General features: G+C 69.5%; 25 protein-coding genes and 1 pseudogene. 11 read left to right on the top strand and 15 right to left on the bottom strand.

Annotation, left to right across the window (positions count from 1 at the left end):
• Positions 1 to 56: 56 nt before the first annotated feature.
• Positions 57 to 332, top strand: a pseudogene (locus ACGFI6_RS05995) (GNAT family N-acetyltransferase); the annotation flags it as partial.
• A 126-nt stretch (positions 333 to 458) separates the two neighbouring features.
• Here the strand turns inward: ACGFI6_RS05995 and ACGFI6_RS06000 are convergent.
• Genes ACGFI6_RS06000 through ACGFI6_RS06025 form a run of 6 tightly spaced genes read right to left on the bottom strand, consistent with a single transcriptional unit; the run spans position 459 to position 6,013 of the window.
• Positions 459 to 1,583 (bottom strand): epoxide hydrolase family protein, encoded by a 1,125-nt coding sequence (locus tag ACGFI6_RS06000; RefSeq protein WP_393115548.1) that lies wholly within the window; start codon positions 1,581 to 1,583, stop codon positions 459 to 461.
• Positions 1,584 to 1,607: 24 nt separating this feature from the next.
• The gene (locus ACGFI6_RS06005; RefSeq protein WP_393115549.1) at positions 1,608 to 1,802 is read right to left on the bottom strand and encodes a ferredoxin; all 195 of its coding nucleotides are present in this window, start codon (positions 1,800 to 1,802) and stop codon (positions 1,608 to 1,610) included.
• A gap of 11 nt (positions 1,803 to 1,813) precedes the next feature.
• Positions 1,814 to 3,010, bottom strand: a complete 1,197-nt coding sequence (locus tag ACGFI6_RS06010; protein WP_393115550.1) for a cytochrome P450 — start codon at positions 3,008 to 3,010, stop codon at positions 1,814 to 1,816.
• A 23-nt stretch (positions 3,011 to 3,033) separates the two neighbouring features.
• A complete protein-coding gene (locus tag ACGFI6_RS06015; RefSeq protein WP_393115551.1) occupies positions 3,034 to 4,170 on the bottom strand; it encodes an NAD(P)/FAD-dependent oxidoreductase in 1,137 nt (378 codons plus the stop codon).
• The gene (locus ACGFI6_RS06020) at positions 4,167 to 4,811 is read right to left on the bottom strand and encodes a TetR/AcrR family transcriptional regulator (protein ID WP_393115757.1); all 645 of its coding nucleotides are present in this window, start codon (positions 4,809 to 4,811) and stop codon (positions 4,167 to 4,169) included. The genes ACGFI6_RS06015 and ACGFI6_RS06020 overlap by 4 nt, the downstream gene beginning before the upstream one ends.
• On the bottom strand, positions 4,811 to 6,013 hold the full coding sequence (locus ACGFI6_RS06025) for a cytochrome P450 (protein WP_393115552.1): 1,203 nt from the start codon (positions 6,011 to 6,013) through the stop codon (positions 4,811 to 4,813). The genes ACGFI6_RS06020 and ACGFI6_RS06025 overlap by 1 nt, the downstream gene beginning before the upstream one ends.
• A 121-nt stretch (positions 6,014 to 6,134) precedes the next feature.
• On the opposite strand from ACGFI6_RS06025, the gene ACGFI6_RS06030 reads away from it, so the two are divergent.
• Positions 6,135 to 7,559 carry an MFS transporter gene (locus ACGFI6_RS06030; RefSeq protein ID WP_393115553.1) on the top strand — a complete coding sequence of 475 codons (1,425 nt, stop codon included), beginning with the start codon at positions 6,135 to 6,137 and terminating at the stop codon, positions 7,557 to 7,559.
• 63 nt (positions 7,560 to 7,622) lie between these two features.
• On the opposite strand, the gene ACGFI6_RS06035 is transcribed toward ACGFI6_RS06030, so the two are convergent.
• Complete coding sequence (locus ACGFI6_RS06035) at positions 7,623 to 8,225, bottom strand: dienelactone hydrolase family protein (RefSeq protein ID WP_393115554.1); 603 nt, start codon at positions 8,223 to 8,225, stop codon at positions 7,623 to 7,625.
• Positions 8,226 to 8,250: 25 nt separating this feature from the next.
• On the opposite strand from ACGFI6_RS06035, the gene ACGFI6_RS06040 reads away from it, so the two are divergent.
• Positions 8,251 to 8,832 (top strand): ArsR/SmtB family transcription factor, encoded by a 582-nt coding sequence (locus ACGFI6_RS06040; protein ID WP_393115555.1) that lies wholly within the window; start codon positions 8,251 to 8,253, stop codon positions 8,830 to 8,832.
• Here ACGFI6_RS06040 and ACGFI6_RS06045 read toward each other — a convergent pair.
• Entirely contained in the window at positions 8,796 to 9,296 is a 501-nt protein-coding gene (locus tag ACGFI6_RS06045) for a hypothetical protein (protein ID WP_393115556.1), read from the bottom strand. The two genes, ACGFI6_RS06040 and ACGFI6_RS06045, sit on opposite strands and share 37 nt — an antisense overlap.
• Before the next feature lie 58 nt (positions 9,297 to 9,354).
• On the opposite strand from ACGFI6_RS06045, the gene ACGFI6_RS06050 reads away from it, so the two are divergent.
• From ACGFI6_RS06050 to ACGFI6_RS06060, 3 genes are read left to right on the top strand one after another with little or no spacing between them, the layout of a single operon-like run.
• Entirely contained in the window at positions 9,355 to 10,236 is an 882-nt protein-coding gene (locus tag ACGFI6_RS06050) for a glutamate-cysteine ligase family protein (RefSeq protein WP_393115557.1), read from the top strand.
• Positions 10,233 to 11,192: a hypothetical protein gene (locus ACGFI6_RS06055; protein WP_393115558.1), complete on the top strand. Its 960-nt coding sequence runs from the start codon at positions 10,233 to 10,235 to the stop codon at positions 11,190 to 11,192. Before ACGFI6_RS06050 ends, ACGFI6_RS06055 begins: the two co-directional genes overlap by 4 nt.
• Positions 11,189 to 11,581: an MAPEG family protein gene (locus ACGFI6_RS06060; protein ID WP_393115559.1), complete on the top strand. Its 393-nt coding sequence runs from the start codon at positions 11,189 to 11,191 to the stop codon at positions 11,579 to 11,581. The genes ACGFI6_RS06055 and ACGFI6_RS06060 overlap by 4 nt, the downstream gene beginning before the upstream one ends.
• On the opposite strand, the gene ACGFI6_RS06065 is transcribed toward ACGFI6_RS06060, so the two are convergent.
• On the bottom strand, positions 11,559 to 12,389 hold the full coding sequence (locus tag ACGFI6_RS06065; protein WP_393115560.1) for a helix-turn-helix domain-containing protein: 831 nt from the start codon (positions 12,387 to 12,389) through the stop codon (positions 11,559 to 11,561). The genes ACGFI6_RS06060 and ACGFI6_RS06065 overlap by 23 nt on opposite strands.
• Positions 12,390 to 12,460: 71 nt before the next feature.
• Here ACGFI6_RS06065 and ACGFI6_RS06070 point away from each other — a divergent pair, with 71 nt between their 5' ends.
• Complete coding sequence (locus ACGFI6_RS06070; protein ID WP_393115561.1) at positions 12,461 to 13,252, top strand: phytanoyl-CoA dioxygenase family protein; 792 nt, start codon at positions 12,461 to 12,463, stop codon at positions 13,250 to 13,252.
• Here the strand turns inward: ACGFI6_RS06070 and ACGFI6_RS06075 are convergent.
• Positions 13,245 to 14,507, bottom strand: a complete 1,263-nt coding sequence (locus tag ACGFI6_RS06075; RefSeq protein ID WP_393115562.1) for an amidohydrolase family protein — start codon at positions 14,505 to 14,507, stop codon at positions 13,245 to 13,247. The genes ACGFI6_RS06070 and ACGFI6_RS06075 overlap by 8 nt on opposite strands.
• Before the next feature lie 127 nt (positions 14,508 to 14,634).
• Here ACGFI6_RS06075 and ACGFI6_RS06080 point away from each other — a divergent pair, with 127 nt between their 5' ends.
• On the top strand, positions 14,635 to 15,522 hold the full coding sequence (locus ACGFI6_RS06080) for a hypothetical protein (RefSeq protein ID WP_393115563.1): 888 nt from the start codon (positions 14,635 to 14,637) through the stop codon (positions 15,520 to 15,522).
• On the opposite strand, the gene ACGFI6_RS06085 is transcribed toward ACGFI6_RS06080, so the two are convergent.
• Positions 15,476 to 15,691 (bottom strand): hypothetical protein, encoded by a 216-nt coding sequence (locus tag ACGFI6_RS06085; protein ID WP_393115564.1) that lies wholly within the window; start codon positions 15,689 to 15,691, stop codon positions 15,476 to 15,478. The genes ACGFI6_RS06080 and ACGFI6_RS06085 overlap by 47 nt on opposite strands.
• Positions 15,692 to 15,819: 128 nt before the next feature.
• Here ACGFI6_RS06085 and ACGFI6_RS06090 point away from each other — a divergent pair, with 128 nt between their 5' ends.
• Genes ACGFI6_RS06090 through ACGFI6_RS06100 form a run of 3 tightly spaced genes read left to right on the top strand, consistent with a single transcriptional unit; the run spans position 15,820 to position 20,046 of the window.
• On the top strand, positions 15,820 to 16,893 hold the full coding sequence (locus ACGFI6_RS06090; protein WP_393115565.1) for a lysylphosphatidylglycerol synthase domain-containing protein: 1,074 nt from the start codon (positions 15,820 to 15,822) through the stop codon (positions 16,891 to 16,893).
• The gene (locus ACGFI6_RS06095) at positions 16,883 to 18,889 is read left to right on the top strand and encodes a hypothetical protein (RefSeq protein WP_393115566.1); all 2,007 of its coding nucleotides are present in this window, start codon (positions 16,883 to 16,885) and stop codon (positions 18,887 to 18,889) included. The genes ACGFI6_RS06090 and ACGFI6_RS06095 overlap by 11 nt, the downstream gene beginning before the upstream one ends.
• A gap of 17 nt (positions 18,890 to 18,906) precedes the next feature.
• Positions 18,907 to 20,046: a S1C family serine protease gene (locus ACGFI6_RS06100; RefSeq protein WP_393115567.1), complete on the top strand. Its 1,140-nt coding sequence runs from the start codon at positions 18,907 to 18,909 to the stop codon at positions 20,044 to 20,046.
• A 6-nt stretch (positions 20,047 to 20,052) separates the two neighbouring features.
• Here ACGFI6_RS06100 and glsA read toward each other — a convergent pair whose 3' ends face one another.
• From glsA to ACGFI6_RS06120, 4 genes are read right to left on the bottom strand one after another with little or no spacing between them, the layout of a single operon-like run.
• Positions 20,053 to 21,027: a glutaminase A gene (gene glsA / locus ACGFI6_RS06105; protein WP_393115568.1), complete on the bottom strand. Its 975-nt coding sequence runs from the start codon at positions 21,025 to 21,027 to the stop codon at positions 20,053 to 20,055.
• A 1-nt stretch (position 21,028) separates the two neighbouring features.
• Positions 21,029 to 22,825 (bottom strand): SLC13 family permease, encoded by a 1,797-nt coding sequence (locus ACGFI6_RS06110; protein ID WP_393115569.1) that lies wholly within the window; start codon positions 22,823 to 22,825, stop codon positions 21,029 to 21,031.
• Positions 22,826 to 22,852: 27 nt separating this feature from the next.
• The gene (locus ACGFI6_RS06115; protein ID WP_393115571.1) at positions 22,853 to 24,523 is read right to left on the bottom strand and encodes an AbgT family transporter; all 1,671 of its coding nucleotides are present in this window, start codon (positions 24,521 to 24,523) and stop codon (positions 22,853 to 22,855) included.
• Positions 24,520 to 26,046, bottom strand: a complete 1,527-nt coding sequence (locus ACGFI6_RS06120; protein ID WP_393115572.1) for a leucyl aminopeptidase family protein — start codon at positions 26,044 to 26,046, stop codon at positions 24,520 to 24,522. Before ACGFI6_RS06120 ends, ACGFI6_RS06115 begins: the two co-directional genes overlap by 4 nt.
• Positions 26,047 to 26,051: the final 5 nt, after the last annotated feature.

Here is a 26,051-nt window from a genome sequence, read left to right on the forward strand (position 1 = left end):
CGGGACCGCCACTCGTCCGTCGCGCCGGCGAACCCGACGCGGACGAGCTGGCCAGGATGCTCACCGGGCTGACCGACCTCAGCCGCTACTTCCGGTTCCAGACCGCGATCGGGTCGCCGCCGCGCGCCGCACTGCTGCTGCGGTTGCTGTGCCCGACCGGCGCCGCCTTCGTCGCCACCCGCGGCGCCGCGATCGTCGGGCACGCCATGTGGGCCTGGGCGCCCGGCGAAACCACCGCCGAGCTCGCGGCCGTGATCGCCGAAGACGACCAGCGCCGCGGCCTCGGCGTCCGGATGCTCTCCATCGCCGCCGCGGACGCGATCGCCGCCGGCGCCACCCACTTCCTCTTCGTCGTCAGCGCCGCCAACGACCGCTCACTCCGCATGCTCCGCCGCCGCTGGCCCAACGCAACCCCCGACCGCGACGGCGCCCTCCTGACCTTCAAAACCCCAGCCCACCTACCGAACCAGCCGGAAGAACGTGCGGATGTCCTGGACGAGGAGGTCGGGAGTTTCGAGGGCTGCGAAGTGACCGCCTCGGGTGAACTCGGACCAGTGGATGATGCGGTGCCGGCGGTCCAGCACCCGGCGGATCGCGGGATCGGTCGGGAAGACTGCCACGCCGGTCGGCACTCCCGGCCGGAGGACGTCGACGCTCTGCCGGTTCTCGTAGTACAGGTTGGCGGAGGTGGCGCTGGTGTTGGTGAACCAGTAGATCGACACGTCCGTCAGCAGATGGTCCAGGGCGACAGCATCCTCGGGTATCGCACGAGCCGGATCGGTCCACTCCCAGAACTTCTCCAGTACCCACGCCAACTGCCCGACCGGTGAGTCACTCAGCCCGAACGACACCGTCTGCGGACGAGTCCCCTGCAGCTCGGCGTACCCGGTCCCGACCGCGCGCAGCCGATCGGCCGCCGCAAGCCGCTCACGCTCGACATCGCTCAACCGCTCCACATCACCCGGCTCCAACTCCGGGTACGCGAGTCCGCCGTTGATATGTACGCCGACCACATGCTCCGGATCCTCCTGCCCCACAAGCGGAGACACAACCGACCCCGTATCACCGCCCTGCGCGCCGTACCGCTCGTACCCGAGGCGATGCATAAGCTCGACCCAGGCCCGGGCGATCCGCGCATGACCCCACCCGTCCGTCAACGGCAGCGAGAACCCGTGCCCGGGAACGGACGGCGCCACGACGTGGAATGCGTCGCGTCGATCCCCGCCGTACGCCGCCGGATCGGTGAGTGGGCCGATCACGTCCAGGAACTCGGTCACCGAACCGGGCCAGCCGTGCGTCAGCACCAACGGCAATGCATCCGGCTCCGGCGAGCGTACGTGCAGATAGTGCACCGTCTGCCCGTCGAGCTCCGTTGTGTACTGCGGGAACTCGTTGAGCCGCGCTTCCCACGAGCGCCAGTCGTACGTCGCCCAGCGCTCGGCGACTCGCTGCAGATAGGCCACCGGAACGCCACGCGTCCAGCCGCCTCCGGGTAGTTGCCGAGGCCAACGGACCCGCGCCAACCGCTCGCGCAGGTCCGCGACCTCGACCTCGGGGATCGCGATCCGGAACTCAGCCGTCATACCCCGAACTGTAGAAGAAGACAGTCAGTCCTCGACGACGATCGCCAGGGCTGGGCAGACGGCGGCTGCCTGGTGGATGTCGGTGGCGAGTTCGGTGGGCGGGTTGTCGGTGAGGAGGACGACGACGCCGTCCTCGTCGCGCTGGTCGAAGACGTCGGCGGCGGCGGTCACGCACTGACCGGAGGCAACGCACCTGTCCTGGTCGACGGTGATCTTCATAACGGGTCCTTTCACCAGGTCACGGGAAGCGAGTAGACGCCGTACACAGCGCCGTCGTGCTTGAACGGGATCTCGTCCAGCGGTACGGCCCGGCGCAACGACGGGATCCGCCGGTACAGCGTGCTGTACACGATCTGCAGCTCTAGTCGCGCCAACGGTTGCCCCAGGCACTGATGCACCCCGAACCCGAACGCAACATGCCGCCGCGCGTCCCGACTCAGGTCGAGCGCATCCGGATCGGTGAACACCGACGGGTCCCGGTTCCCGATGTCGTTCGGGAAGATGACACCCTCGCCGGCCTTGATCACCTGGCCGTGCAGCTCCAGGTCCTCGACCACCGCGCGCCGCCGGCCGTTGTGCGTGATGTTCAGGTACCGCAGGAGCTCCTCGACCGCGCTCGCCACCACCTTCGGGTCGTCGGTGTCACGCAGTACCGCGAGCTGCTCCGGATTCTCCAGCAGTGCAAGGGTGCCGAGGGCAATCATGTTCGCGGTGGTCTCGTGACCGGCGATCAGCAGCAGTACGCCCATCCCGGCCGCGTCCTGCCGGGTCAGCTCGCCGGCCTTGACCCGTTCGGTCAGTCCGGAGAGCAGGTCGTCGCCCGGGTTCTCCAGCTTCTCGCCGACCAGGTTGTCCAGGTACGTCGCGAGGTTGCCGTGCGCCTCCGCCCGCTCCTCGGGCGTCGCCGACATCCGGATCAGCGTCTTGCTGTTGTGCTGGAACAGGCCGTGGTCCGCGTACGGAACGCCGAGCAACTGGCAGATCACCAGCGACGGCACCGGCAGCGCGAACGCCTCCACCAGGTCGACCGGCTTCGGTCCGGCGAGCAGGTCGTCGATCAGCCCGTCGACGATCTTCTGGATTCCGGGCCGCATCGCCTCGATGCGCTTGATCATGAACGGCGCGGTCACCATCCGCCGCAGCCGCGCGTGTTCCGGGTCGTCCATCAGGATGAACCCGATCCCGACCCCGTCCTTGCGCGGCGGTTCGCCGGTCGGGCTCGGGTAGCCGGGTGTGCGTACGTCGGAACTCAGCCGCGGATCGGCGAGCAGCTTGCGCTGGTCGTCGTACCGCGTGATCAGCCAGGCGTCCTTGCCGAAGATGTTCACCTTGACCAGCGGCGCCTCCTCTTGCAGGTCACGCAGTTGTGGTGGCGGGTCGAACGGACAACCTGTTGCCCGGGTCATCGGATAGGCAGGTGTGCTCATCTGTGTCCTTCCCCAGAGAGGTCTTACGTGTGCAGCAGGTGCTGCCGATGCACACGGGTCTGTTTCGGTGCGTTCCAGCCGAGGACGCCGACGATCCGGCCGCCCTCGCGGTAGTGCGCGACGAACCGGCCGTCGAGGTTGCCCTCGGCAACCACCAGGTCGCCGGAAGGTGTTCCGTGGACCTGGATCCTGGTGCTGTACTGGTCCGTCCAGAAGTACGGGACCGGCCGGTACGGCTGTTGTTCGCCGAGGATGTTCGCGGCGACGCAGAGGGCCTGCTCGGTCGCGTTGGTCCGATTCTCCAACCGGACAAGGGATTCCCCGTACTGCCAGCGCGCGACATCGCCCGCGGCGTAGATCCCGTCGGCCGCCCGGCAGTACTCGTCGCAGACGATGCCGTTGTCGATGGTCAGCCCACTGCTTTCCAGCCAGTCGGTCGCCGGTACTGCGCCCAAAGCGACAACCACCACATCCGCCGGCAGGACCTCGCCGTCAGCCAGCCGTACGCCGCTCACGCGACCGTCGGCGTCCGTGAGTCCGGCAACCGCCGTACCCAGCCGAAGGTCTACGCCCTCAGCGGCGTGCAGTTCGCCCAGCAATGCTCCGACGGCAGGACCGAGCTGGGCTTGGAGCAGCGAGGCTTGCGGACCAGCGAGCGTGACAGCGAGGCCGAGCTTGCGCGCAGTCGCAGCAACCTCAGCCCCCAGCACCCCATCCCCCACCACCACAACCCGCCCAACAGTGCCTAGGGCATCCAGTGACGTGCGTAAGGCGGCGGCGTCGTCGAGGGTTCGGAGGACGTGTACGCCCTCGAGGTCCGGGCCGGGGAGTCGGCGCGGCGTGAGGCCGGTGGCGATCACCAGCGTGTCGGCGGTCAAGCGCCGTCCGGAAGCGGTCTCGACCGTCCTACCGTCCAGCGCCACCGCAGGATCGCCCAGTACGAACTCCGCCTCCAGCGGCGACAACATCGCCTCGGGCCGCAACCGCGTACGGTCCTCGTCCCAATCGCCGTACAGGAACTGCTTCGACAACGGCGGCCGGTCGTACGGCGGATGCCATTCGGCGCCGAGCACCGTGATCGAATCCCGGCAACCCTTACGCCGCAGGGCCTCCACCGTCGTCAGCCCCGCCGCCGATGCGCCCACCACCAAGACACTCACGAAGTCACCGGTGCGGTCAGCAGCCCGACGATGCCGTCGATCAGCCCGCCGGTCATCTCCTCCCAGGTCGCCCGCGCGGTCGGCCGGCCCTCCGCGAGCGCGAGCTCGAACTCGGCCGTCATCTGGATGATCAGATGCCGTGCCATGTCGCCGCGCTCGATCCGCACCGCCGGCGGCAGGTCCGCGAGATGCTCGGCCAGACCGTCCACGACCCGGGTCAGCGACGGTGAGCTCCGCGACTCCTGGAGCTGGATCTCGCGCAGCGACGGGTCGTTCATCAGCTGCGCACTGAACCGCGCCAGCCAGCTCGGCGTACCGAGGCTGCCCATGTGGTCGGTCGCCGACCGCACCAGGATCGTCACCCAGTCCCGTACCGTCGGCTCCGCGCCGAGCTCCGCGAGCAGCTCACGGCGCCGCTCCTCGACCGGTTCCGCGTGCTTGCGGACGATCGCCCGGACCAGATCGGTCTTGGTCCCGAAGTGGTACCCGACCGCGGCGTTGTTGCCCTGGCCGGCCGCCTCGCTGATCTGCCGGTTCGACACCTCGTGCACACCACGCTCGGCGAACATCCGCTCCGCCGTGGCCAGGATCAGCTCCCGGGTCGCGTTCACCCGGGCCGCCCGGACCTCTTTCGCCATCATCACCAGATCACCCTTACCTCCCGCAGCCCGCCCACGAGCAGCCCTTCGACCAGTGGCAGCTCCGCCGACGGCACCGCCAGCGCCAACGTCGGCAACCGACGCAACAACACTTCCAGTACGACCTGCAGCTCGGTCCGCGCGAGCGACTGCCCGATGCAGGAGTGCGGCCCGGCGCCGAACGCCAGGTGCACGTTCGGGCTCCGGGTCAGGTCCATGTCGGCGGCGTCCGCGAAGATCCGCTCGTCCCGGTTCGCCGACGCCATGCTGCACACCGCGGTCGTCCCCGCGGGCAGTACGCCCTCGGACAGCTCGAGCTCCTCCGACACGTACCGGATCATGCCGAACCCGGCGTTCGCGTCGTACCGCAAGGCCTCCTCGACCGCTGTCCTGACGAGCCCGGGGTCGGCGACGAGCCGCTCCCAGCGCGCCCGGTCGGCGAGCAGCATCGCCAGCATCTTGCCGATCATGTTGGTCGTGGTCTCGTGTCCCGCGATCAGCAGACCCATCCCGGTCGACACGAGCGCCGCGTCGCTGAGCTTCTCGCCCGCGGAGTCGGTGCCGGTGATCAGGTCGCTCAACAGGTCGGTCCCCGGCTCGGCGCGCTTGGCCTCGATGTGCCCGGTCAGGTACGCCGCGAACTCGCTGTGCGCGGCCTCCATGTCCGCGGCCGTGTAGCGGCTGAGGTTCAGGAACGTGTCGGACCAGTACGAGAACCGCTCGCGATCCGATGCCGGTACGCCGAGCAGCTCGCAGATCACCCACACCGGCAACGGAAACCCGAGCGCCGCCTTCAGATCAGCCGGCTGACCACCCGCCACCATCCCGTCGACGAGCTGGTCGGCCATCGCCTCGATCGACGGCCGCAGCGCTGCCATCCGCTTCGCCGTGAACCACTTGGTGATCATCCGCCGCCAGCGCTGATGCCCGTCGCCGGACTGCGGTACGCCGGGACGTCGCCGGTCGAACACGCCGGTCCCCTCGGGCGACACCCGCGCCGAGCCTTCCGCGGTCCGCGTGAAGCGTGCGTCGGACAAAACCTGCCGGACGTCGTCGTACCGGGTGAGCAGCGCCGCCTGATCGCCGCTCGGCAGCTGAACGTGCGCCACCGGGCACTGCTGCCGGAGCTGCTCCCACTCGGGCGGCGGTTCGATCGCATCGACGGGCGGGATCGGGTACTGGACGAGCTGCTCACTGTCAGTCACAGGCCATTACCTCCGTGTGGTTGTTCTCCCAGCTTGCCTCGGCGACTTGTTTAAGTCAACTGCCTGACTTAGGCTTTTGGTTGCAGAAACCAACTATCTTTCCAGCCTCAGGAGGCTGCTGATGTCCTCATCCGTGCGCACCGGGACCGTGGTTCCGGTGCTCGCCTCGGCCGGGATCACGGTCGCGCTGATGCAGACCCTGGTGATCCCGCTGATCCCCGAACTGCCGCGGCTGCTGCACGCCTCGGCGTCCGGGACCGCCTGGGCGATCACCGCCACCCTGCTCGCGGCGGCGGTCGCGACCCCGATCATGGGCCGCCTCGGCGACATGTACGGCAAGCGCCGGATGCTGCTGATCAGCATCGGGATGCTGGTGGCCGGCTCGGTCGTCGCGGCGCTGAGCAGCTCGCTGGTGCCGATGATCGCCGGCCGCGCGCTGCAGGGCCTGGCCTCCGGCGTGATCCCGCTGGGCATCAGCATCATGCGCGACGAACTGCCGTCCGAGAAGGTCGGTTCGGCGGTCGCGCAGATGAGTGCGTCGCTCGGCGTCGGCGGCGCGCTCGGCCTGCCCGCGGCCGCGGTGCTCGCCGAGAACTTCAACTGGCACACGCTGTTCTGGGTGTCGGCCACGCTCGGCGTGATCGTGTTCGGGCTGGTGCTGCGCTACGTACCGGAGTCCTCAGTGCGTTCCGGTGGACGGTTCGACCTGCCCGGCGGGCTCGGCTTGTCGGTCGGCCTGATCTCGTTGCTGCTGGCAATCTCCCAGGGCGCGAGCTGGGGCTGGACGGGCGGCCGGACGCTCGGCCTGTTCGCGCTGGCCGTCGTTGCACTGCTCGCCTGGGGCTGGTGGGAACACCGCACCCACGAGCCGCTCGTCGATCTCCGCACGACTGTCCGCCCGCAGGTGCTGCTGACCAACCTGGCGTCGATGGTGTTCGGGTTCGCGATGTTCGCGATGTCGCTGGTCCTGCCGCAGCTGCTGCAGATGCCCAAGGCAACGGGTTTCGGACTCGGGCAGTCGATGCTCGCGTCCGGCCTGGTGATGGGTCCGTCGGGCCTGATCATGCTCGTCGCCGCCCCGTTCTCGGCGAAGATCTCGAAGACCCGCGGGCCGAAGGTCACGCTGATGCTCGGCGCGCTCGTGGTGGCGGCCGGGTACGGCGTGGGCAGCGTACTGATGAGCGAGGTCTGGCAGCTCGTCATCGTGTCGCTGCTGATCGGCACCGGCATCGGCCTTGCGTACGGTGCGATGCCGGCACTGATCATGTCCGCCGTACCGGTCTCGGAGACTGCGGCTGCGAACAGCTTCAACACGTTGATGCGGTCGATCGGCACCTCGGTGTCGAGCGCGGTCGCCGGCGTGATCCTGGCGAACCTGACGATCAGCCTAGGCAGCTACACCCTGCCTTCGCAGAATGGCTTCCGAGCAGTCCTACTAATCGGCGCCGGCGCCGCCCTGACCGCCCTGGCCATAGCCTCCTTCATCCCCACCCGCCGCCCAGCCGCCGCGACTCAGCCCGCCAAGGCGGAAGCAGTAGCCGGCTAGCGGGTTGTTTGCTGGATGGCGGGTTGCAGCAGGCCAGCCGTGAAACAACCCGCTACCCGGTGGCTAGGCGAGGAAGGCGAGGGTGCGGTCCATCAGGAGTTTGGCGGCTGCGGGGTCGTAGCCGGGTAGGGAGGAGTCGGCGAAGAGGTGCTCCTTGCCGGGGTAGAGGAAGAGCTCTACCGAGTCGGCTGCGGCCGTCAGGGCTTTGGCAGCGTCCAGGTCGCCGCCTTCCTCGGCGAAGAACGGGTCCTCGTCCATGCCGTGCACCTGCGCCCGCAGGCCGTCCGGCCAGGCGCCGAACTCCTCGGCCGGCAGGCACGAGTAGTAGAACAACCCGCCGACCGCACCTGGACGGGTCTGCGCGAGTTGCTGCGCAGGCACCACGCCGAGCGAGAACCCGGCGTACACGACGTTCGCCGGCAGGCTCTGCGCGGCCGCGACCCCGCGCTCCGCGATCGCGCCGAAGCCGGTCGCCCGGGCGTAGTCCATCCCCTCGTCGAGGGTCGCGTACGTGTTGCCTTCGTAGAGATCCGGCGTGTGGACGGTGTGACCCGCCTGCCGGAGCTCGTCGGCGAACGCCTTCACCCCGTCCGTCAGCCCCTGCGAGTGGTGGTACAGCACGACCTCGGCCATCATCAGCTCCAATGATCCAAATATCTCGAACAATCCGCGATGTTAGTCTATTCGAACCATGCCAGACAAGAGACCGGTCCCCGATTACGAGCTCGCGGACACCGTCGAGCTGACCACCGCCGAGCAGGTGCGGGCGATCAGCGACCCGTTGCGGACCACGATCCTCGGGCTCCTGCACGAGCGGGCGGCGACCGTGACCGAGCTGGCCACCGCGGTCGGCCGACCGAAGAGTACGGTCGCGCATCACGTGAAGGTGCTCGCCGACGCAGGTATTCTGCGCGTGGTCCGGACACGGCGGGTACGGGCGATCGAGGAACGGTTCTACGGGCGCGCGGCGCGAATGTTCTTTGTCGGACTCGGCCGCCAGGGCGCGGACGGGCAGCTCCCGCACGACTTCAACGACTTCGAGGTCGCGGCACAGGAGTCCAAGGCGGCGTACGACGCGGGGCAGATGCGGTCGTTCATCCGGCACGCCCGGATCCCGGACGAGCGCGCGGCCGAGTTCTGGCAGCGGGTCGACGAGCTGATCCACACCTTCGACCAGCTCCCCCGCGCCGGCGGCACGACGTACGGCTTCACCGTCGGGCTCTACCCCATCGGCGACTACCCGACGCTGCCACCTGCTGAAGACGAGGCCTGATCGGCTTCGGCCGCAAACCGGTCGAGGACGCCGACAAGTCTGTCGAGCACGTCGCGTACGACGGCGTACTCCTGCTCGCCGAACTCCTGCTCGAGCCGGCGATCCAGCTCGGTCAGATACCGGAAGCCGTCGCCGGCCACCGCCAGACCGTGCTCGCTGTAGTCGACCACCTTCGCGCGCCCGTCGTTCGGATCGGACCGCATCTCGAGCAGATCGAGCCCGACCATGTCCCGGATCACCTCGCCCATCGACTGCCGGGTGATCCCAGCGCGCGCAGCCATGTCCGCGGCCCGCGCGCCCCCCGCGTGCAGCGTGCCGAACACCGCATTGTGGGCCATCTTCACCTCGGTGTGCCCGTCGGCCTGTGCACGCCGGACCATGTCCGACTGGAGCGCCCGATTGGCACGGTCGACGAGCGCGATCAGCGGCTTGCGATCCAGTCGTCGCGGCTGAGCCCTTGACATGTCGTAAGGATACCTTCCAATATTTTGACAGGAATCCTTACGGTATCAGGGAGGGCCGATGGAGGCCAGGGAGCTGGACCCGGTGGTGGCCGGGCTGTTCGCGCGGGGCCGCGGCCGGTCGATGCGGGTTGCGATCGAGCAGGAGTACGTCGTCGCCGCGGCCGACGGCAGCGTGGTGCCGATCGAGGACGTACGGCGGGCGATCGCAGGATCGAGCGCGGCGCCGTACGTCACCTTCGAGCCTGGCGGTCAACTGGAGCTGAGCCTGCCGCCATCGCTCGAACCGGTGCGGGAGCTGCGCGCCATGACAGCTGTCGTACGTCGCCTGCTGGGCGGGATCACCTTGCGGCCGATCCCGGTCGACCCGCGCGCCGACGTACCGCTGCAACTGACCTCGCCGCGGTACGTGGCGATGCAGCGGCACTTCGACCACATCGGACCGGCCGGACGACGGATGATGCGCCGGACCGCGTCGACGCAGCTCTGCCTGGACTGGTGGCCGGGCCAGGCAGGCCTCGAACAGTGGCGCGTGCTCAACGCCGTCGGGCCGTACCTCGCGGCGCGGTTCAACCGCAGCGAGCGGCTGGCGACCTGGCTCGCGGTGGATCCGGCGCGTACTGCGTTCGACGAGAGCCTGCTGCGCGGCGACGACCCGGTCGCGTCGTACACGGTCTTCGCCGCCGGCGCCACGGCCTTCGTCGAGGGCCCGGCCGGGCACCTCAGCACGTTGTTCCCACCGGTCCGGCCGCGCGGCACATACCTCGAGGTCCGCTTCCTCGACGCACTGCCACCAAGGACGGTGCAGCGTGCGGTCGACGTACTCAGGCGGCTCATGTACGACGACGTCCACCGGCGCGATGTCCTGCGCAGAACGCCTTGTGCAGAAGGGCTTTGGCGTGCGGCAGCCGCCGGCGTCCTGGAGCAGGAGGTGGCGGCATGAGTGGCGTACTGTTCGTCACCGATCCACTCGCCGGGCTGCTCGGGGACATCGACGCGACCATCGGCCTGATGTGCGCGACGCAGGATCTCGGCCTCGACGTCTGGTGCTGCGAACCGGAGCAACTCGCGGTCGTCGACGGCCGGGTGTGCGCGAACGCGCGAAGGATCCGGCTCCGATCGCGTACGCCCGGCGGCGATCACCGATGGATCGTCGACGCGGACTGGTGGGACGAGCTCGGCACCGCGGCCGTCGATGTCGCGTCGCTCGGGATCGTCCACCTGCGGATCGATCCGCCGGTCGACGCGCGCTACCTGCACACGACGTACCTGCTCGACCTCGTCGAACGGGCCGGCACCCGCGTGATCAACCGGCCCGAAGGGATCCGGGCGATGCACGAGAAGCTGATCGGCCCGCATCACCCGGAGCTCTGCCCGGCGACGTACGTCGGTGCCGATCCGCAAGCCCTGCGGGCGTTCGTGGCGCGGGTCGGGATCGCCGTCGTGAAGCCGGTCGACGGTTTCGCGGGACGTGGTGTCTGGCTGGTGCGCAACGACCGGTCGGCGCTCGCACTGCTGGAGTCGGCGACGCACGGCGGGCGCCGGCAGGTGATCGCCCAGGACTATCTGCCGTCCGTTGCGGAGGGCAACAAGCGGCTGTTCCTGCTCGACGGCAAGATCGTCGGTGCCGTCCTCCGGCGGCCGGCCGCGGACGACTTCCGGATCGGACCGCCGGTCGCCCCGGCTGACGTCGACGAGCACGACCGCACGATCGCCGCCGTACTCGGGCCGGAGCTCCGCGCCCACGGCCTCGTCATCGCCGGAGCCGACGTGATCGACGGCCGGCTGATCGAGGTCAACGTCACCTGTCCCGGCGGCATGCACAAGACCGATTCCCTGCTCGGGACCCACCTCAGCCAGACCATCGTGAGCTATTTGTTCGAGGGAGCACTGCTATGAGCACCATCACCGTTGTCTGTATCGCCTTGCTCGGCATCCTGCTGTTCGTGCTCGGCGCCAACGTCACGCGCAACCGCGCGCTCCGCGGCGCGGGCAACCAGCTGCCGACCGATCCGGCCGACCCGTTGCTGATCGCGGTCCGCGCGCACGGGAACGCGGCCGAGTACATCCCGACGATGATCGTGCTGCTGCTGGTCTGCTCGGCGCTGTCCGACAGCCGGCTGGTCGACGTCCTCGCGATCGCCGCCGTCTTCGTCCGCTGCACCCACGCACTGGGCATGCTCCGGTCCAAGACCATGGCGTCCCACGGTCCGCTCCGCGATATCGGTGCCATGGGCACCTATCTGGTCGGGATCGCGCTCGGCGTCACGGCGCTCGTGACGATCTGACCGCCGTCGGCGTACTGCCGGTGAGCTGCCGGAAGACCCGCGCGAAGTGCTGACTGGAGCTGAAGCCGAGGCTCAGCGCGAGCGCGGTGATCGTCACGTCGCTGGACTCGAGGAGCTGCCGGGCGCGCTCGATGCGGCGCTCGTTGAGGTACCGGTGCGGTGGCTGGCCGAGCTCGGCGGCGAAGAGCTCGGCCAGGTACGCCGGTGCGAGGCCGGCCCGATCCGCCAGGTCCCGCAACGTCCAGCGTTCGTGGAACTCCTGGTCGAGCAGCCGTTTCACCGTCCGTACGGCGGGATGCATCGCGAGCTGCGGCGCCGCAGTCGGCGCCAGCGACCGGGAGAACGCGAGCACCAGATGATCCACGGCGAGCGTCAGGCCGGTGCCGGCGTACTCGTACCGCGTCGTCAACTCCCGTACCAGTTGCGCGAAGGCGTACGCGACGTCCCCGGCCTCCCGGTGGACGACCGTCGACGGCCTGGCCAGACCGGGATGACGCAGGGCAACCACGTCCAGGTCCACCGCCGCGAAGTAGAAGTGATGGTTGCCGGACCGTCCCGCGAGGTGATGCGTGACATCGGGCGGTACGGCGAACAGATCGCCCGGATGCAGGACGTAGCTCTCGCCGTCCGCGACCCAATGCGTGGTGCCGTGCTGCTGCAGGTAGATCTCCCAGACCGGGTGCTCGTGCGGCGCGATCAGGAACTGCTCGGGCACCCACTGCTCGCCCGCGTGCACCAAACCGCTGACCGGGTCGAACCGGTCCGCGTGGAAGCCGGCGCGCAGCCCGTCGGGGCGAAAGACAGCCATCTGAAGATTGTGTCCAACCGGCTGAACATCGGCAACGCCCAGAACCCGCGCGACTTCCTATCGTGAACGGCATGGACGCTGACGACATTGCCTTCTTCCGCGAGCACGGCTACTGGATCTCGCCGGTGATCGTGCCGTCCGACGTACTGGACGCGGCCGAGCGCGGGATGGAACGGTTCTACGCGGGCGATCACGACCACGTGCTGCCCGACGTACCAGGGACGAGGGGCTGGCAGCCTGAGCACGGCGACGTCCTGCGGAAGAACGACTACTCGTCGCTGCGGGTCGACGAGCTGGCCGCGCTGGTCCGGCATCCGGCGATCGGGGCGACCGCAGCTGCGCTGTCCGGCGCGGACGGGATCCGGTTGTGGCACGACCAGCTGCTCTACAAGCCGCCCGGCGGGTCCGCGGCGAAGGTCGGCTGGCACACGGACCGGCAGTACTGGCAGTCGTGTACGTCGGACAACATGCTCACCGCGTGGGTCGGCTTCCACGACGTCGACGAGGTGAACGGTGCGGTCGGCTTCATGCCCGGCAGCCATCGCTGGTCGGTGACCGGGCTGGACTTCTTCTCGCAGGACGCGGCCGGGCTGGAGGCGTCGATCGTCGAGCAGGGCTTCGACCCAACTCCCGTCGTGCCGCGGATGCAGCGGGGACAGGTCAGTTTCCACCACTGCCGGACGGTGCACGGCAGCTCGGCCAATCTGAGTACGGCGCCACGGCGGTCGCTGGCGATCCACCTGCAGCCGTCGGACAACCGCTGGCGCCCCGGCTCCGGACACACGAACGACGTCCTCGTCCGCCGTACCCCGGACCCCGACTACACCGACCCGGCCATCCAGCCGCAGCTCTGGCCTAGGTGATGTCCTTCGCGATCGCGCCCTGCTTCATGATCAGTGCGAACGCGGTCTCCGGGCTGGCCAGCAGCTGGATGTCGTCCAGCGGGTTGCCGTTGACGAGGATCAGGTCGGCAAGCGCGCCCTCCTCGACGACACCGAGAACGCCGGGGTAGGGATTCCGCTCGCCGGACAGGGCGAGCAGCTCGGCGTTCGTGACGGTCGCCATCGTCAGCACCTCGGCCGGCGTGAACCAGCGCGTCATCTTCGCGAGCTGCTTGCCCTGCTTGGCGGCCAGCCCCGGATCGAACAACGTGTCCGTGCCCCACGCCAGCCGGACGTCGTGCTTGCGAGCCAGCTCGTACGCCGTGTCGGTCCCGCGCACCATCTGGTCGAACTTCGACTGGTTCGCCGGCGGGACAGGCGGCGAGTCATCGTCGTCCAGGAACGGTTGCAGCGACCACCAGACGCCGTTCTCCGCCATCAATGCAGCGGTCTCGTCGTCGAGCAGCTGTCCGTGCTCGATGCACCTGACCCCGGCGCGGACGGACTGCTGGACGGCACGCGGCGTGTAGGCGTGCACCATCACGTACGTACCCCAGTTCGCCGCAGCCTCGACAGCCGCGTGGAGTTCCTCCTCGGTGTACTGCGTGACGTCCAGCGGATCGTACGGCGAAGCGACACCACCACCCGCCATCAGCTTCAGCTGTGAGGCGCCGAGCATCAGCTGCTCCCGCGCGGCCTCGAACACCGCGCTGACGCCGTCGGCGATCCGGACCGCGCCCACCAGTTCGGCATGACTCAGATGCCCGGTACGCCCGCGCGGCACCTCGTGCCGGGTCCGGAAGTCGCCGTGCCCACCGGTCTGCGAGATCATCGCGCCGGACGGATAGATCCGCGGCCCGGGCACCAGGCCGGCGTCGATCGCCTGCTTCAGCCCGAGCGACGGGCCACCGGCGTCGCGAACCGTGGTGAAGCCGCGGAGCAGCGTCTCCCGCGCGGTCGCGGCGGCGACGATGTGCAGGTACCCGACGTCGCCCATCATCGCGGTCATCAGCGGTACCGCGGCGAACAGCGAGTGCCAGTGCGCATCGATCAGCCCCGGGATCAGCGTCCGCCCGTCCCCGGAGACGACGTGCGCGCCGGGCGGCGCCTCGGCCGCTGCGGAGATCTCGTCGATCACGCCGTCGGTGACCACGACCTGCACCGGGTCGCCGACGCTGCCGCGACGTACGTCCAGAACGCGCACCTGCCGGAAGACGGTCGGCTGTCCCTGGGTCACGGTGACACCTCTCGCAGTGGGGTTCAGTTGCAGCGTAAAACCGCGCCGGGCAGGTCTGCTCACCCGATCTGGAGGAGGAAACCGGCGCTCCGGTCAGTCAGGCTCCTGGTGACGCCGGAGGCTGTGCATGGAGGACACACACAGGGTCAGGACCGTGGTCGCGATCGTCCTGATCGTTGCCGGGTGCATCCTGACGCCGGTCGCCGTGACGGCCGCGTGGGCGCGGACGCAGGTGACGAACACCGGCCGGTACGTCGACAACGTCGCTCCACTGGCAGCCGACACCGACGTCCGGAACGCCGTCGCCGACCGGGTCACCGACGTGATCCTGCGCAACCTGCCGGAACGGATCGCGAGCAGTGCTCGCGGTGTCGTCCGCGGCCAAGTCGGCCAACTGGTCGAGAGCGACACGTTCCAAAGCCTCTGGCGCAGCGCCAACCAGGCGGCGCACGGACAGCTGGTCAACATCCTCACCGGCCGCAGCGCGGTTGGCATCAACGGCGACACGGTCAGCATCGACCTCGGCCCGTTCGTCGCGGCGGCCAGAGAGCGCCTGATCGCGTCGGGATTCACCGCAGCGGAGCGGATCCCAGACGTCCACCAGAGCTTCGACCTGTTCTCCTCGCCGGACCTGCCCCGGGCCCAGCGCGCCTATCGCCTGCTGGACAAGTACGGTGCGGTGCTGCCCTTCGTGGCGGGCGGGTTGCTCGTGCTGGGGCTGTGCGTCGCCGTACGCCGTCGCCGTACGCTCATGGGCGCCGGTTTCGGCGTGGCTGCCTCGATGGTGGTGCTGGGCATCCTGCTGGTGGTCGGGCGGCAGCTTTATTTGGACCGGTTGCCGGCCGGCATCACACCGGTGACCGCGACCGCGGTGTTCGACATCGTGACCCGGTCCCTGCGGACCACGCTGGTGGTGATCTTCGTGATCGGCCTGATCGTGGCCGGTGCGGCTCTGCTCGCGACGCGGCTCACGCGGCCGGGCCGCACGGCGGAATCTGCAGAACCTCCACGATAGTGACCCCGAGCATGTCGAGGTGGTTCAGGATGCCGGCCAGCGCAGCCTGGTCGGCCAGGTCTCCGTGCAGCACGGTCTGCACCGGCTCGGAGTCCACTGCCAGTGCGGGAAACGCGTCGGTCAGCTCGTGTGACAACGTGCCCTGCACCCGGATCACGTAGTGGCCCATGGCAACGCCCCTTTCCCCGCCACTGTGCCGAGCCGGCGGCGGCCGGGCATCACCCTTCCCGGGCGATAGGTGGCGGCTCCCCCGGATCGTGGGAGGCCGGAGCGCGGAAATGACGGCAGGGTGGTGGAGTGGCCGACCCCGTACCCCGACCGGCATCGACCCACAAGGCGGCCCGGCGCCGCGTTCCGCGGGCGGTCGTCCGCGTGGGCCGGCTACTGCTCGTCGCCGTCGTCGCCTGGCTGCTGCTCCGGTTGCTGCGGGCGATCGACTGGGGCCAGGTCGGGTACGCGATGACGCATCTGGCCCCGTGGCAGATCGTGGTGATCCTGCTCGTACTGCCGATCCGGCGGTTCGTGCTCGCGACGCTGCTGGCCCTGTTCGTCACCGGTCTCAGCGTTCCGCGCGCAATGGTCAACGACGTCGCGGCGACCTCCGTGGCGACGATCGCGCCGTCGCCGGGCGATGTCGTCGTCCGGCTGGCGATGCTGCGGTCGTGGGGTATCGACGCGAAGGCGGCCGCATCCGGGCTGACGCTCAGCACCCTGATGTTCTACGTCGCCCGGCTGGCCGCGCCGGTGCTCGGTTTCGTCGTGTTCTGGGCTACCCGGACGTTCTACGCCCCGTTCGGCTGGGCTGCCCTCGTCTTCGGTGCCGGGGCCGCCGCGTTGCTGGTCGGCCTCATCTACGCCGTACGGGCGGAACGCACCGCCGCGGCGCTCGGCCGACTGCTCGGCACCTTGATCCGCAAGGTCCGTCCATCAGCGAAGGGGCCGGACGAGTGGGCGGAACGACTCGTCGACTTCCAGACGCACAGCGCCGGTCTCCTGAAGGCGAAGGGCCGGCTGGCCGTCCTCGGGCTGTGCGGGCTGGTCATCGTGGAGACGGGCGTGCTCGTTCTGTGCCTCGGGTTCGTCGGCGTGCCGATGAGCGGCACCACGATCCTCCTGCTCGCTTGCACGTTCCTCGCCATCTACCCACTCACGGGTCTGCCGCTGATGGGCGCCGGTGTGCTCGACGCGAGCTTCACGGCCTTCGTCTCGTCACACAGCGAGTTGGAGCCGACGACGATGGTGGCCGGCCTGCTCGTCTGGCGGATCGCTGTTCAGGCCGTACCGGTCGTGGTCGGGCTGCTGACGCTCGCGTACTGGCGCCACCGGGACCGAGGGGGTGCCGGCCATCGTGCGAGCCATCGTGAGGACTAGATATCGAGGTCACCTGGATCGGGTGATCCTGTCGTCGGCACTGCTGGTGCTGGTGGCGCTGTTCGGCCCAGGCGTGGAGCCTGCCTCGGCCGCGACCTCTCCGGACGATGTCGCGGCCCAGCAACTGGCCGAGCGGTATGCGCCGGTCGTCAAGCTGCAGGACAGCGCGGCCAACTGTGCCGACGGAGAGCACTTCCGGCCGACCGATGTCGAGGCCGTACTCGGCAACCAGCAGGTCGCCCTGCGCGGGCCGTGGCGGCCTCCCGACCTGATCAAGACGCAGCCGCAGGGCGCGGACCTCGGGCTGCGCTACCCCGGCCATTTCCTGGACTTTCCTGGCGATCCGCTGCGTCCCGGCTGCGACTACGCGGACTGGTCCGCGCAGCTCAACGCCGAGTACGGCGCGACTGTCTACGCGCACGTGGCCCGCGACGCCGCGTACCCCGGCCAGCTCTCCTTGGAGTACTGGTTCTTCTACATCTTCAACGACTACAACAACACCCACGAAGGCGACTGGGAATCGATCCAGCTCATCTTCGACGCGGCCACGCCGGCGGACGCATTGACCACCGCCCCGACCGCGGTCGGGTACAGCCAGCACGGCGGAGCCGAACGCGCACGGTGGGGCGACGCCAAGCTCGAGCTCGTCGACGGGACGCATCCGGTCGTGTACCCGGCGGCGGGTTCGCATGCGAACAAGTACGGGCAGCGGCTGTACCTCGGACGCGGCTCGGAGGGACTGGGCTGCGACGACACGACCCGGCCGCAGGCGGCGATCAACCCCAAGGTCGCGTACGTCCCGTTGAACAGCGCGGACTACCTGGCGGAGTACCCGTGGCTGGGGTTCGAGGGCCGCTGGGGTGAGCGACAGCGCTCGTTCTTCGACGGACCGACCGGGCCGAACATGAAGGCGTCCTGGACCGCGCCGATCCAGGACGCCGAGTCGACCTGGCGCGACGACAGCACCACGGTGCCGGCCGGCGCGTTGCTCGGCCCGAGCAGCACGAACGTCTTCTGCGCCGCGGTCGGCACCGGTTCGAACCTGCTGCGCGAGACCCTCGACCGGACCTGGCTGCTCGGGCTGCTGCTCGCCGCCCTCGTCGCGCTGGTGTGGTTCGCCGCGAGCCGGACGCGCTGGACCGACGCGGATCCGCTACCCGCCCGCCGGCCGCGCGCGTGGGGGCAGGCGGTGAGTTCCGCGATTCGCCTCTTCCGTCGGCAACCGCGCCTGTTCGGCGGGTTCGCGGCCGCGCTGGGCGTGTTCAGCCTGATCACGGTGAGCCTGGCCAGGCTCGAGGCGGCGCGACGGGACGCGCCGACCGACCTCGGCGCACCGACCGAGAACGCGACCGGCCTGTGGGCCTCGATCCTCGCGCTCGTGGTCACACTCCTCACGATCGCGACGTACGTCGTCCTGCTGGCGGTCGTGATGCGCACCCTGGACCAGCTCGATCGCGGCGCTCCGGTGACGGCGGCCGGCGTACTGCGCGACGTCGTCACGATCCGCGCGCCGCTCGCTCGCGCCGCGACGCAGTACGTCGTCGTGCTGTTCGTCCTGACGATCTTCGTCGCGACGATTCCGCTGGCCATCTACTACGCCGTCAGTCGTGCGTTCGTCGTCCAGGTGCTGGTCGCCGAGCAGTGTTCCGGCGGGACGGCACTGAAACGCAGCCGTCGACTCGTCGCCCGCCGGTGGTGGCGAACCGCCGTACCGCTGGCCCTTGTGGTCGGGCTCGGCCTCGCGGTCGGGCCGATCGCCGGCATCATCCTGCTGCTCGCCACCGACTGGTCACCGACGCTGATCAACGTGGTGTCGTCGATCCTCTTCGCCCTGGCGATGCCGATCGCCGCCGCCGCTGTGGCCTACCTGTACTTCGACCGCGCAACAGACCGGTCACCCGGATCGGGTGAGCTACCCGGCGCGGCGCGAACCTATTCTCGGGACGGCCAGGAGCGTGCGGCGCACGACTCGCCATCGCTGCCGCCCGACTCCTGAGCGGATCGGAGGTCGAGATGGGCCAGGCCGAGAACGAACCCCCGGCCACACCCTCGACAGGCGGGCACCGCTTCCACCTCGCCGAGCTGCTGACGCTCGGTCTCCCGGTCGGCCTGGTCGTCGGTGCGCTGGTGACCGCGCTGATCTTCCTCCTCGTCGGCCGCGACAGCACCGCCGGCGCGGCCTCCCCGTCCGGCCAGGCAGATCCCGGTACGGCCATGTGCGCGGCGATCCCGGTGGCGAACCAGGTCCTGCCGTCGATCGTGACGATCTCGGCCCGCCGCGGCTCCGCGGCCGGCACCGGGTCCGGGCAGATCGTTCGCAGTGGTGGGTACATCCTGACCAACGACCACGTCATCTCCGTCGCGGCCGGCGCCGGAGGCGCGGTGTCCGTCCGGTACAGCGACGGCCACAGCTCCGACGCGTCGATCGTCGGCCGTGATCCCAGTACCGACCTGGCCGTTCTGAAGGCCGCCGACGGCGCCGGCAACTATCCGATCATCCAGCTGGGTTCGTCCGGTTCGCTGCAGGTCGGCCAGCCGGTCATTGCCTTGGGCGCGCCGCTCGGGCTGAGCAGCACTGTCACGTCGGGCATCGTGAGTGCGCTGGACCGCTACGTTCCGGTTCCGGGTGACGAGGTGACTCACCACCTGATCGGCGCCGTCCAGACCGATGCGGCCATCAACCCAGGGAACAGCGGCGGCGCGCTGGTCGACTGCTCCGGACGGCTCGTCGGCGTGAACGCCGCGATCGCCACAGTTCCGGACGCCTCCGGCACGAGCGGCGGCGGCAGCGTCGGTCTGGGCTTCGCGATCCCGGTCGACCTGGCGAAGCCGATCACCGACCAGCTGATCAGTACCGGAAAGCCGGGCCACCCGACGACCGGGCTCCAGGTCCAGGAAATTCCACCCGCGGTAGCGCAGGCGGCCGGGACACCTGCCGGTCTGTTCGTGGCCGGGGTCGACGCCGGCGGTCCCGCTGTGCAAGCCGGGCTGCAGGCCGGCGACATCATCACCGAGGTCGACGGCCAGCCGGCTGTCAGCAGCGAGCAGATCGTGGTCGCGACCTTGACCCGGCAGGCTGGTGACAAGCTCAAGCTGACGTATCTGCGGGCGGGTCAGTCGAACATCACCACTCTCACCCTGGGCACGCCCTAACCCGGTTCAGATGACGACGTCCGAGGCGAGCAGATCGAGACCGAGCTGCCGCGCCAGGAACTCCGCCGCGAGCCGGCCTCTGACACTGTTGCCTGCGGCATCCAACGGCGGTGCGAACGTCCCCAGTGCGCCCTTCCCGGGCGACACCGTGACGATGCCGCCGCCGATCCCGCTCTTGCCCGGGACACCGACGTCGAGCAGCCAGTCGCCCGACGTCTCGTACAGACCCGCGACGGTCATCACCGCCAGCGTCACCCGGGCGATGTCCGGATCCACCACCCGCCGGCGCGTCGTCGGGCACACCCCGCCGTCCGCGAGCGTCGCGCCCATCACCGCGAGATCGACCGCGCTGACCAGCAGGCAGCTCTGCCTGGTGTACAGCTCGGTCGCGACCTCTGCGTCGCCCGCCAGACCGCCCATGCTGCGCAGCAGCGCGGCCAGCGCACGGTTGCGGTGGTTCGTCGCGAGCGCCGAGTCCAGCGTCTCCCTGTCCAGCACCAGTTCGTGCCCGGCGAAGCCGGACAGCCCATCGAGGAGGAACCGCCAGCGGTCCTCCGGCCCCTCACCCGGCGCCAGACTCGTGGTAGCGATCGCGCCCGCATTCACCATCGGATTCGTCCGTCCGGTCGGCGACTGCTCCACCGCACGCACCGAATTGAACGGCAGCCCAGTCGCGTTCACGCCGACCAACTCGCGGACCGCATCGACTCCGATCGCCTGACACACCAGCGCGAAGACGAACGGCTTGGCCACACTCATGATCGTGAACGTCCGCCGCGCAGCGCCCGCCTCGAACAGCCGCCCGTCCGCGGCCGCCACACAGATCCCGAAGGCATCCGCGTCGGCACGCTGCAACGCCGGATAGACATCGCTCACCACACCGTCGGTCACACCAACGAATCGCTCGTACGCGGTATGCACCAGCTGCTGCACCCGCGCAGCGATCGGCAGCCCACCCGTCGACACATACCTGTCGGTCATCTCAGAACGGCCAGACCAGCGGAACGATCACAAGCGCCGTCACCAGCCACCAGACCATCACCGGGAGTCCGAGCTTCCAGTAGTCGCCGAAGCGATAGCCCGCGGGACTCATGATCATCATGTTCGCCGCCGTCGAGATCGGCGTCAGCAAGGACGCAGAGCCCGCGACCGCGATCAGCATCAGCACCGGTTTCACGGACGTACCCGTCCCCTGGGCCGCCGCGACCGCGATCGGCGTGACGATCAGTACTGTCGCGGTATTGCTCACCACCTGCCCGAGCGCCCCGGTGAGCAGGAACAGCGCGAGCAGCAACAGGTACGGACGACCCGCGCCGACCGCGTCCACGATGAGGCCGGCGATCCGGTCCGCGGCACCGCTCGACTGGATCGCCTCCGACAACGGGATCAGCGCACCGATCAGGACGACGATCTGCCAGGAGATCGCCCGGTACGCCTGCCGCGGGATGACCACCCGGGTCAGCACCATCGCCGTCGCGGCGAGCAGGCCGGCCATCGCCGCCGGTACGGCACCGGTCGCGAGCAGCACGATCATCAACGCCAGGATCGCGACCGCGATCGACGCGTTCGCACCCCACGGAACGGCCTGCCGGCGGACCGTCTGCGGTGAATCCACGAGCAGGACGTCCCGGTCCTTGGTCAGCTCGTCCAGCGCCGACCAGGCCCCGTGCACGAGCAGCGCGTCACCCTCGGCGAGCCGGGTCGGGCGCCGGCCGCGGTCCTTGCCCATCCGCTGGACCGCGATGATGACCAGGTCGGGTCCACGATGCATGCCCGGGAACACCGTCTCGCCGACCAGCGACGACCGCGGCGGGATGACGGCCTCGACCACGCCGGACTCGCGCGTCAGCAGGTTGTCCACCGGCGTCATCGCCACCGCGAGCCGCGCCTCGGCGGTCAGGTGGTTCACGTCGGCCTCGTCGCCGGTCACGACCAGTACGTCACCTGCGACGAGCACCGCGGTGTCAGGCCGATGCTGTCCGTGCCCGTCCTGGACGCCGGCGATCTCGACGCCCGGGTACGGCGACAGGTCGAGCTCACGGACCTGTTGGCCGACCAACGGCGACACTTCACGCACGCGCAGCCGGTAGAAGCCGTCGGCCAGCGCGGCGTAGTGAGTGTCGAGGGTCTCCGCGTGCAGGGCGAGGTCCGCGGCCGGATGGGCCGGGCGGGCGTTCGGCAGCAGCCGCGGTCCGGCGAGCACCGAGATCGCGATCGTGCCGATGACCAGCGGTACGCCGACCACCGCGAACGCGAAGAACGGGAAGTCCCCGGCGCCCGCATCCCGCGCCGCCTCGGAGACGATGATGTTGACCGGCGACCCGGTCAGCGTCAGCAGGGATCCGGCGCTGCCGACGAAGGTCAACGGCATCAGCATCCGCGACGGCGGTTCACCGGCCCGGATCGCCAGCATCACCACGAGCGGCAGCAACGCCGCGACCGCGCCGTTCAGCGTGATGAGCGCGGTCAGGACCGCGCAGAGCGCCGTGACGGCGACGAGCAGCCGGGCTCGCGTCGTACCGGCGTACCGCACGATGGTCTGACCGACCCACGCGGTGACGCCGGTGGAGTCGATCCCCTCGCTCACCACGAACAGCGAGGCGATCAGGATGACCACCGGATCACCGAACCCCGCGATCACCGTGGGGAAGCCGATCAGGCCGGTCGCCCACAACGCCAGCGTCGTGAGCACCGCGACCACCTCGACCGGCAGCCGGTTCCAGATGAACACCGCGACGACGAGCCCGAGGATGATCAGGCTCACCGTCGCGTCGTCCATTCGCGTACCCTCCCGTCGTCGTGCTGCCTAGCCGAGGTGCACCGGAGCGGACGGGCCCCACGGAATCCCGATCAGGTACCAGAGGATGTAGAACAGGGTCCAGGCGACCAGCACGATCCCGGTGTACGGCAGCATCATCGAGACCACGGTGCCGATGCCGGCCTTCTTCCGGTACTTCTGGCAGACCAGCACGATGAACGGCAGGTACACCATCAGCGGCGTGATCACGTTCATCGGGCCGTCGCCGACCCGGTAGGCGGCGATCACGGTCTGCGGCGCGATGCCGAGCCGGTAGAACAGCGGCACGAAGATCGGCGCCAGGATCGCCCACTTCGGGATCACGCCGGGCATGATCAGGTCGATGATCGCGACCAGGATGATGAACCCGATCAGCAACGGCAGCGCCCCGATGTCGGCCCGCTCGAGCAGGTCCGCGAGCCCGGTCGCGGCCAGCGTGGACATGTTCGTGTAGTTGAAGTAGGCAATGAACTGCGCGATCAGCAGCATCAGGAAGATCAGCCCGCCGAGGCCGTTGAACGTCTTCACGATCGCGTTGATGACGTTGGTGCTGCCAACCAGCGAGTGCGCTCCGCGGCCGTACCCGAGCCCGGCGGCCAGGAACAGCATCGAGATGATGAAGAGCAGGCTGCTCATGAACGGTGACGAGCCGAAGATCTCGCCGGTGTCCGGATTGCGCAGCGGCGCGCCGGGGATGAACGTCAGCAGCGACACGATCGCGGCCGCGACGAGCAGGTAGTAGACCGAGAACCGCAGCCCGCGGGACTCCAGCCGGAGCTCCTCGTCCGACGGCTGGTGATCGGCCGGTGCGTCCTCGGGCGCCTCGGCCGGGTCGTACTTGCCGAGCCGCGGTTCGAGGATCCGCTCGGTGATGAACGTCATCACCAGTGCGCAGAAGATCGTCGCGGCGATGCTGAAGAAGAAGTTGTGCGTGACGTTCAGGTGCACGTCCGGAGCGACCAGCCCGATCGTCTCGTTGGTGACCTCGGTGATGATGCCGTCCGCCGGAGTGATCAGGACGTTCACGAAGAACGCCGCGCTGACGCCCGCGTACGCCGCCGCGATGCCGGCCAGCGGGTGCCGCCCGAGGGACGCGAACGCCGCCGCACCCAACGGGATCAGCACCAGGTACCCCGCATCCGAGGCGACGCTGGAGATCCCGCCGAGCAGCACGATGATGAACGTGATCAGCCCCTTGGGCGCGACCTTCACCATCTTGCGGATCAGCGCCGCGATCAGGCCGGCCTCCTCCGCGACGCCGACGCCGATCATCGCGACCAGGATCACCGCGACGACACCGAAGTCGTTGAAGTTCTGCACCGCCGTCGTGAAGATGTACCGGATCCCGTCGCCGGTCAGCAGGCTCTCGGCCTTGATCGTCTCCTTGTGGATCTCGTAGTCCGGGATCGCGGGCGCCGGCGGCGCGTCGTTGCCCGCCACACTCGACCCTTCGCCCGGGTACTCCGGCGCGACCTGGACCGTCGCCGGTTCGGCAACCTCGGTGGTGACGCTGGTGCCCGCCCAGGACAGGATCTGGGAGAGCACGATCACGATCAGGATCAGGCCGAGGAAGATCAGCGCCGGGTGCGGGACCTTGTTCCCGACCGTCTCGATGCCGTCGAGGATCCGCTGCATCCGGCCCTTCTTGGCCGGAATCTCCGGGGCCGCCTCGGCACTCATGACCGGGCTCCGGCTCCGCTGTCGTTCGGCGGCGTGAACGCGAGTGCGAACTCGATCAGCAGCTTGGTGCCGAACCCGGTCGCGCCCTTGTTCCGCCAGGTCCGCGGCGCCGGCAGCTGCGCGGTCCCGGCGATGTCGACGTGCGCCCACGGATGCCCGTCGACGAACTCCTCGAGGAACAGCGCGGCGGTGATCGACCCGGCGTTGACGCCGCCCATGTTGGTCAGATCCGCGACCGCCGAGTCCAACTGCGCGCGGTACGGCCGGTACAGCGGGAGCTGCCAGACCGGTTCGTCGGCGAGCTCCCCGGCGCGCCGGAGCTGCTCGACGACCGTACTGTCGTTGCCCATCACGCCGGCGATCTCGACCCCGAAGGTCCGCAGGCACGCGCCGGTCAGGGTCGCGATGTCGACGATCGCGTCGACCGGCTCCTCGGTCGCCAGCGCCAGCGCGTCCGCCATCACCAGACGGCCCTCGGCGTCGGTGTTCAGTACCTCGACCGTCGTCCCGTTACGCATCCGCAGGACGTCACCGAGCTTCAGCGCGGAACCCGACGGCATGTTGTCGGTGCACATCAGGTAGCCGGTCACGGCCGCCGTACAGCCGAGGCCGCGGAGCGCGGTCATCGCGGCAAGCACCGCCGCCGCGCCGGTCATGTCGTTCTTCATCTGGGCGTGCGACTCGTCGCTCGGCTTCAGGCTGATGCCGCCGGAGTCGTACATGATTCCCTTGCCCACCAGGGCGATCCGGCCGGTCGGCTGCTCGGGCAGGTAGCGCAACCGGACCATCCGGGGTTCGTCGACACTGCCCCGGTTCACGCCGAGCAGTCCGCCACACCCCAGCTCGATCAGCTGCTGCCGGTCGAAGACTTCCACCTGCAGCCCGGCCGGTGGGCCGACCTCCTGCGCGACCTCGGCCATTCGTTCGGCCGAGAGTGTGCTGGCCGGGCAGTTCGCAAGATCCCTGCCCAGGCTGTACGCCGCCGCGACGACACGTCCGCGCTCCACACCGCGCCGCGCCTCCTCGGCGTCCTCGTCGGAGGCGACGACCGTCAGCGACTCCAGGGTCGGCTCGTCCGCACCCCGACCGACGAAGTACCGCCAGCGGGCCAGCAGTACGCCTTCGGTCACGGCCTGCGCGAAGTCGGCGACCGCGATGCCGGAGTCGCGGGACGGAACCTCGATCGCGAGGCGCCGGTGCCACGGCACCGCCCGGGCGAACTCGGCAGCCAGATCGCGCGCGAGCGTGCTGTCGATCTGCTCGGGCGTACCGATCCCGACGGCGACCCGGACCGGGCCGCCACTGTGCGGCTGGACCAGGGTCTGGCCGCGTGCGCCGGTGAAGCCGGCCGCCGCCAGCCCGGCAGCGTCGATGCCGAGCTCGGCACCGGGCTCGGCACCCGCCGGCACCGGAACCGCGAGCGCGTCCGCCTCCGTCTCGGCCTGCTTGAGCGAGGCGACGCCGACGGCCGCCCGCCGCCGCGTCGAGGGAATCGGATCGAAGTCGTCCGGGACGGTGTTCACAAGAG

This window comes from Kribbella sp. NPDC048928, assembly GCF_043197975.1.
Taxonomy (GTDB): domain Bacteria; phylum Actinomycetota; class Actinomycetes; order Propionibacteriales; family Kribbellaceae; genus Kribbella.

Bases quoted from the DNA above. Each gene is read 5' to 3' on its own strand.
- ACGFI6_RS06115 (WP_393115571.1), bottom strand. From the start codon at position 24,523: ATGAGTGCCGAGGCGGCCCCGGAGATTCCGGCCAAGAAGGGCCGGATG.
- ACGFI6_RS06070 (WP_393115561.1), top strand. From the start codon at position 12,461: ATGGACGCTGACGACATTGCCTTCTTCCGCGAGCACGGCTACTGGATC.
- ACGFI6_RS06055 (WP_393115558.1), top strand. From the start codon at position 10,233: ATGAGTGGCGTACTGTTCGTCACCGATCCACTCGCCGGGCTGCTCGGG.
- ACGFI6_RS06110 (WP_393115569.1), bottom strand. From the start codon at position 22,825: ATGGACGACGCGACGGTGAGCCTGATCATCCTCGGGCTCGTCGTCGCG.
- ACGFI6_RS06045 (WP_393115556.1), bottom strand. From the start codon at position 9,296: ATGTCAAGGGCTCAGCCGCGACGACTGGATCGCAAGCCGCTGATCGCG.
- ACGFI6_RS06030 (WP_393115553.1), top strand. From the start codon at position 6,135: ATGTCCTCATCCGTGCGCACCGGGACCGTGGTTCCGGTGCTCGCCTCG.
- ACGFI6_RS06085 (WP_393115564.1), bottom strand. From the start codon at position 15,691: ATGGGCCACTACGTGATCCGGGTGCAGGGCACGTTGTCACACGAGCTG.
- ACGFI6_RS06010 (WP_393115550.1), bottom strand. From the start codon at position 3,010: ATGAGCACACCTGCCTATCCGATGACCCGGGCAACAGGTTGTCCGTTC.
- ACGFI6_RS06020 (WP_393115757.1), bottom strand. From the start codon at position 4,811: ATGATGGCGAAAGAGGTCCGGGCGGCCCGGGTGAACGCGACCCGGGAG.
- ACGFI6_RS06040 (WP_393115555.1), top strand. From the start codon at position 8,251: ATGCCAGACAAGAGACCGGTCCCCGATTACGAGCTCGCGGACACCGTC.
- ACGFI6_RS06100 (WP_393115567.1), top strand. From the start codon at position 18,907: ATGGGCCAGGCCGAGAACGAACCCCCGGCCACACCCTCGACAGGCGGG.
- ACGFI6_RS06000 (WP_393115548.1), bottom strand. From the start codon at position 1,583: ATGACGGCTGAGTTCCGGATCGCGATCCCCGAGGTCGAGGTCGCGGAC.
- ACGFI6_RS06065 (WP_393115560.1), bottom strand. From the start codon at position 12,389: ATGGCTGTCTTTCGCCCCGACGGGCTGCGCGCCGGCTTCCACGCGGAC.
- glsA (WP_393115568.1), bottom strand. From the start codon at position 21,027: ATGACCGACAGGTATGTGTCGACGGGTGGGCTGCCGATCGCTGCGCGG.
- ACGFI6_RS06080 (WP_393115563.1), top strand. From the start codon at position 14,635: ATGGAGGACACACACAGGGTCAGGACCGTGGTCGCGATCGTCCTGATC.
- ACGFI6_RS06005 (WP_393115549.1), bottom strand. From the start codon at position 1,802: ATGAAGATCACCGTCGACCAGGACAGGTGCGTTGCCTCCGGTCAGTGC.
- ACGFI6_RS06060 (WP_393115559.1), top strand. From the start codon at position 11,189: ATGAGCACCATCACCGTTGTCTGTATCGCCTTGCTCGGCATCCTGCTG.
- ACGFI6_RS06050 (WP_393115557.1), top strand. From the start codon at position 9,355: ATGGAGGCCAGGGAGCTGGACCCGGTGGTGGCCGGGCTGTTCGCGCGG.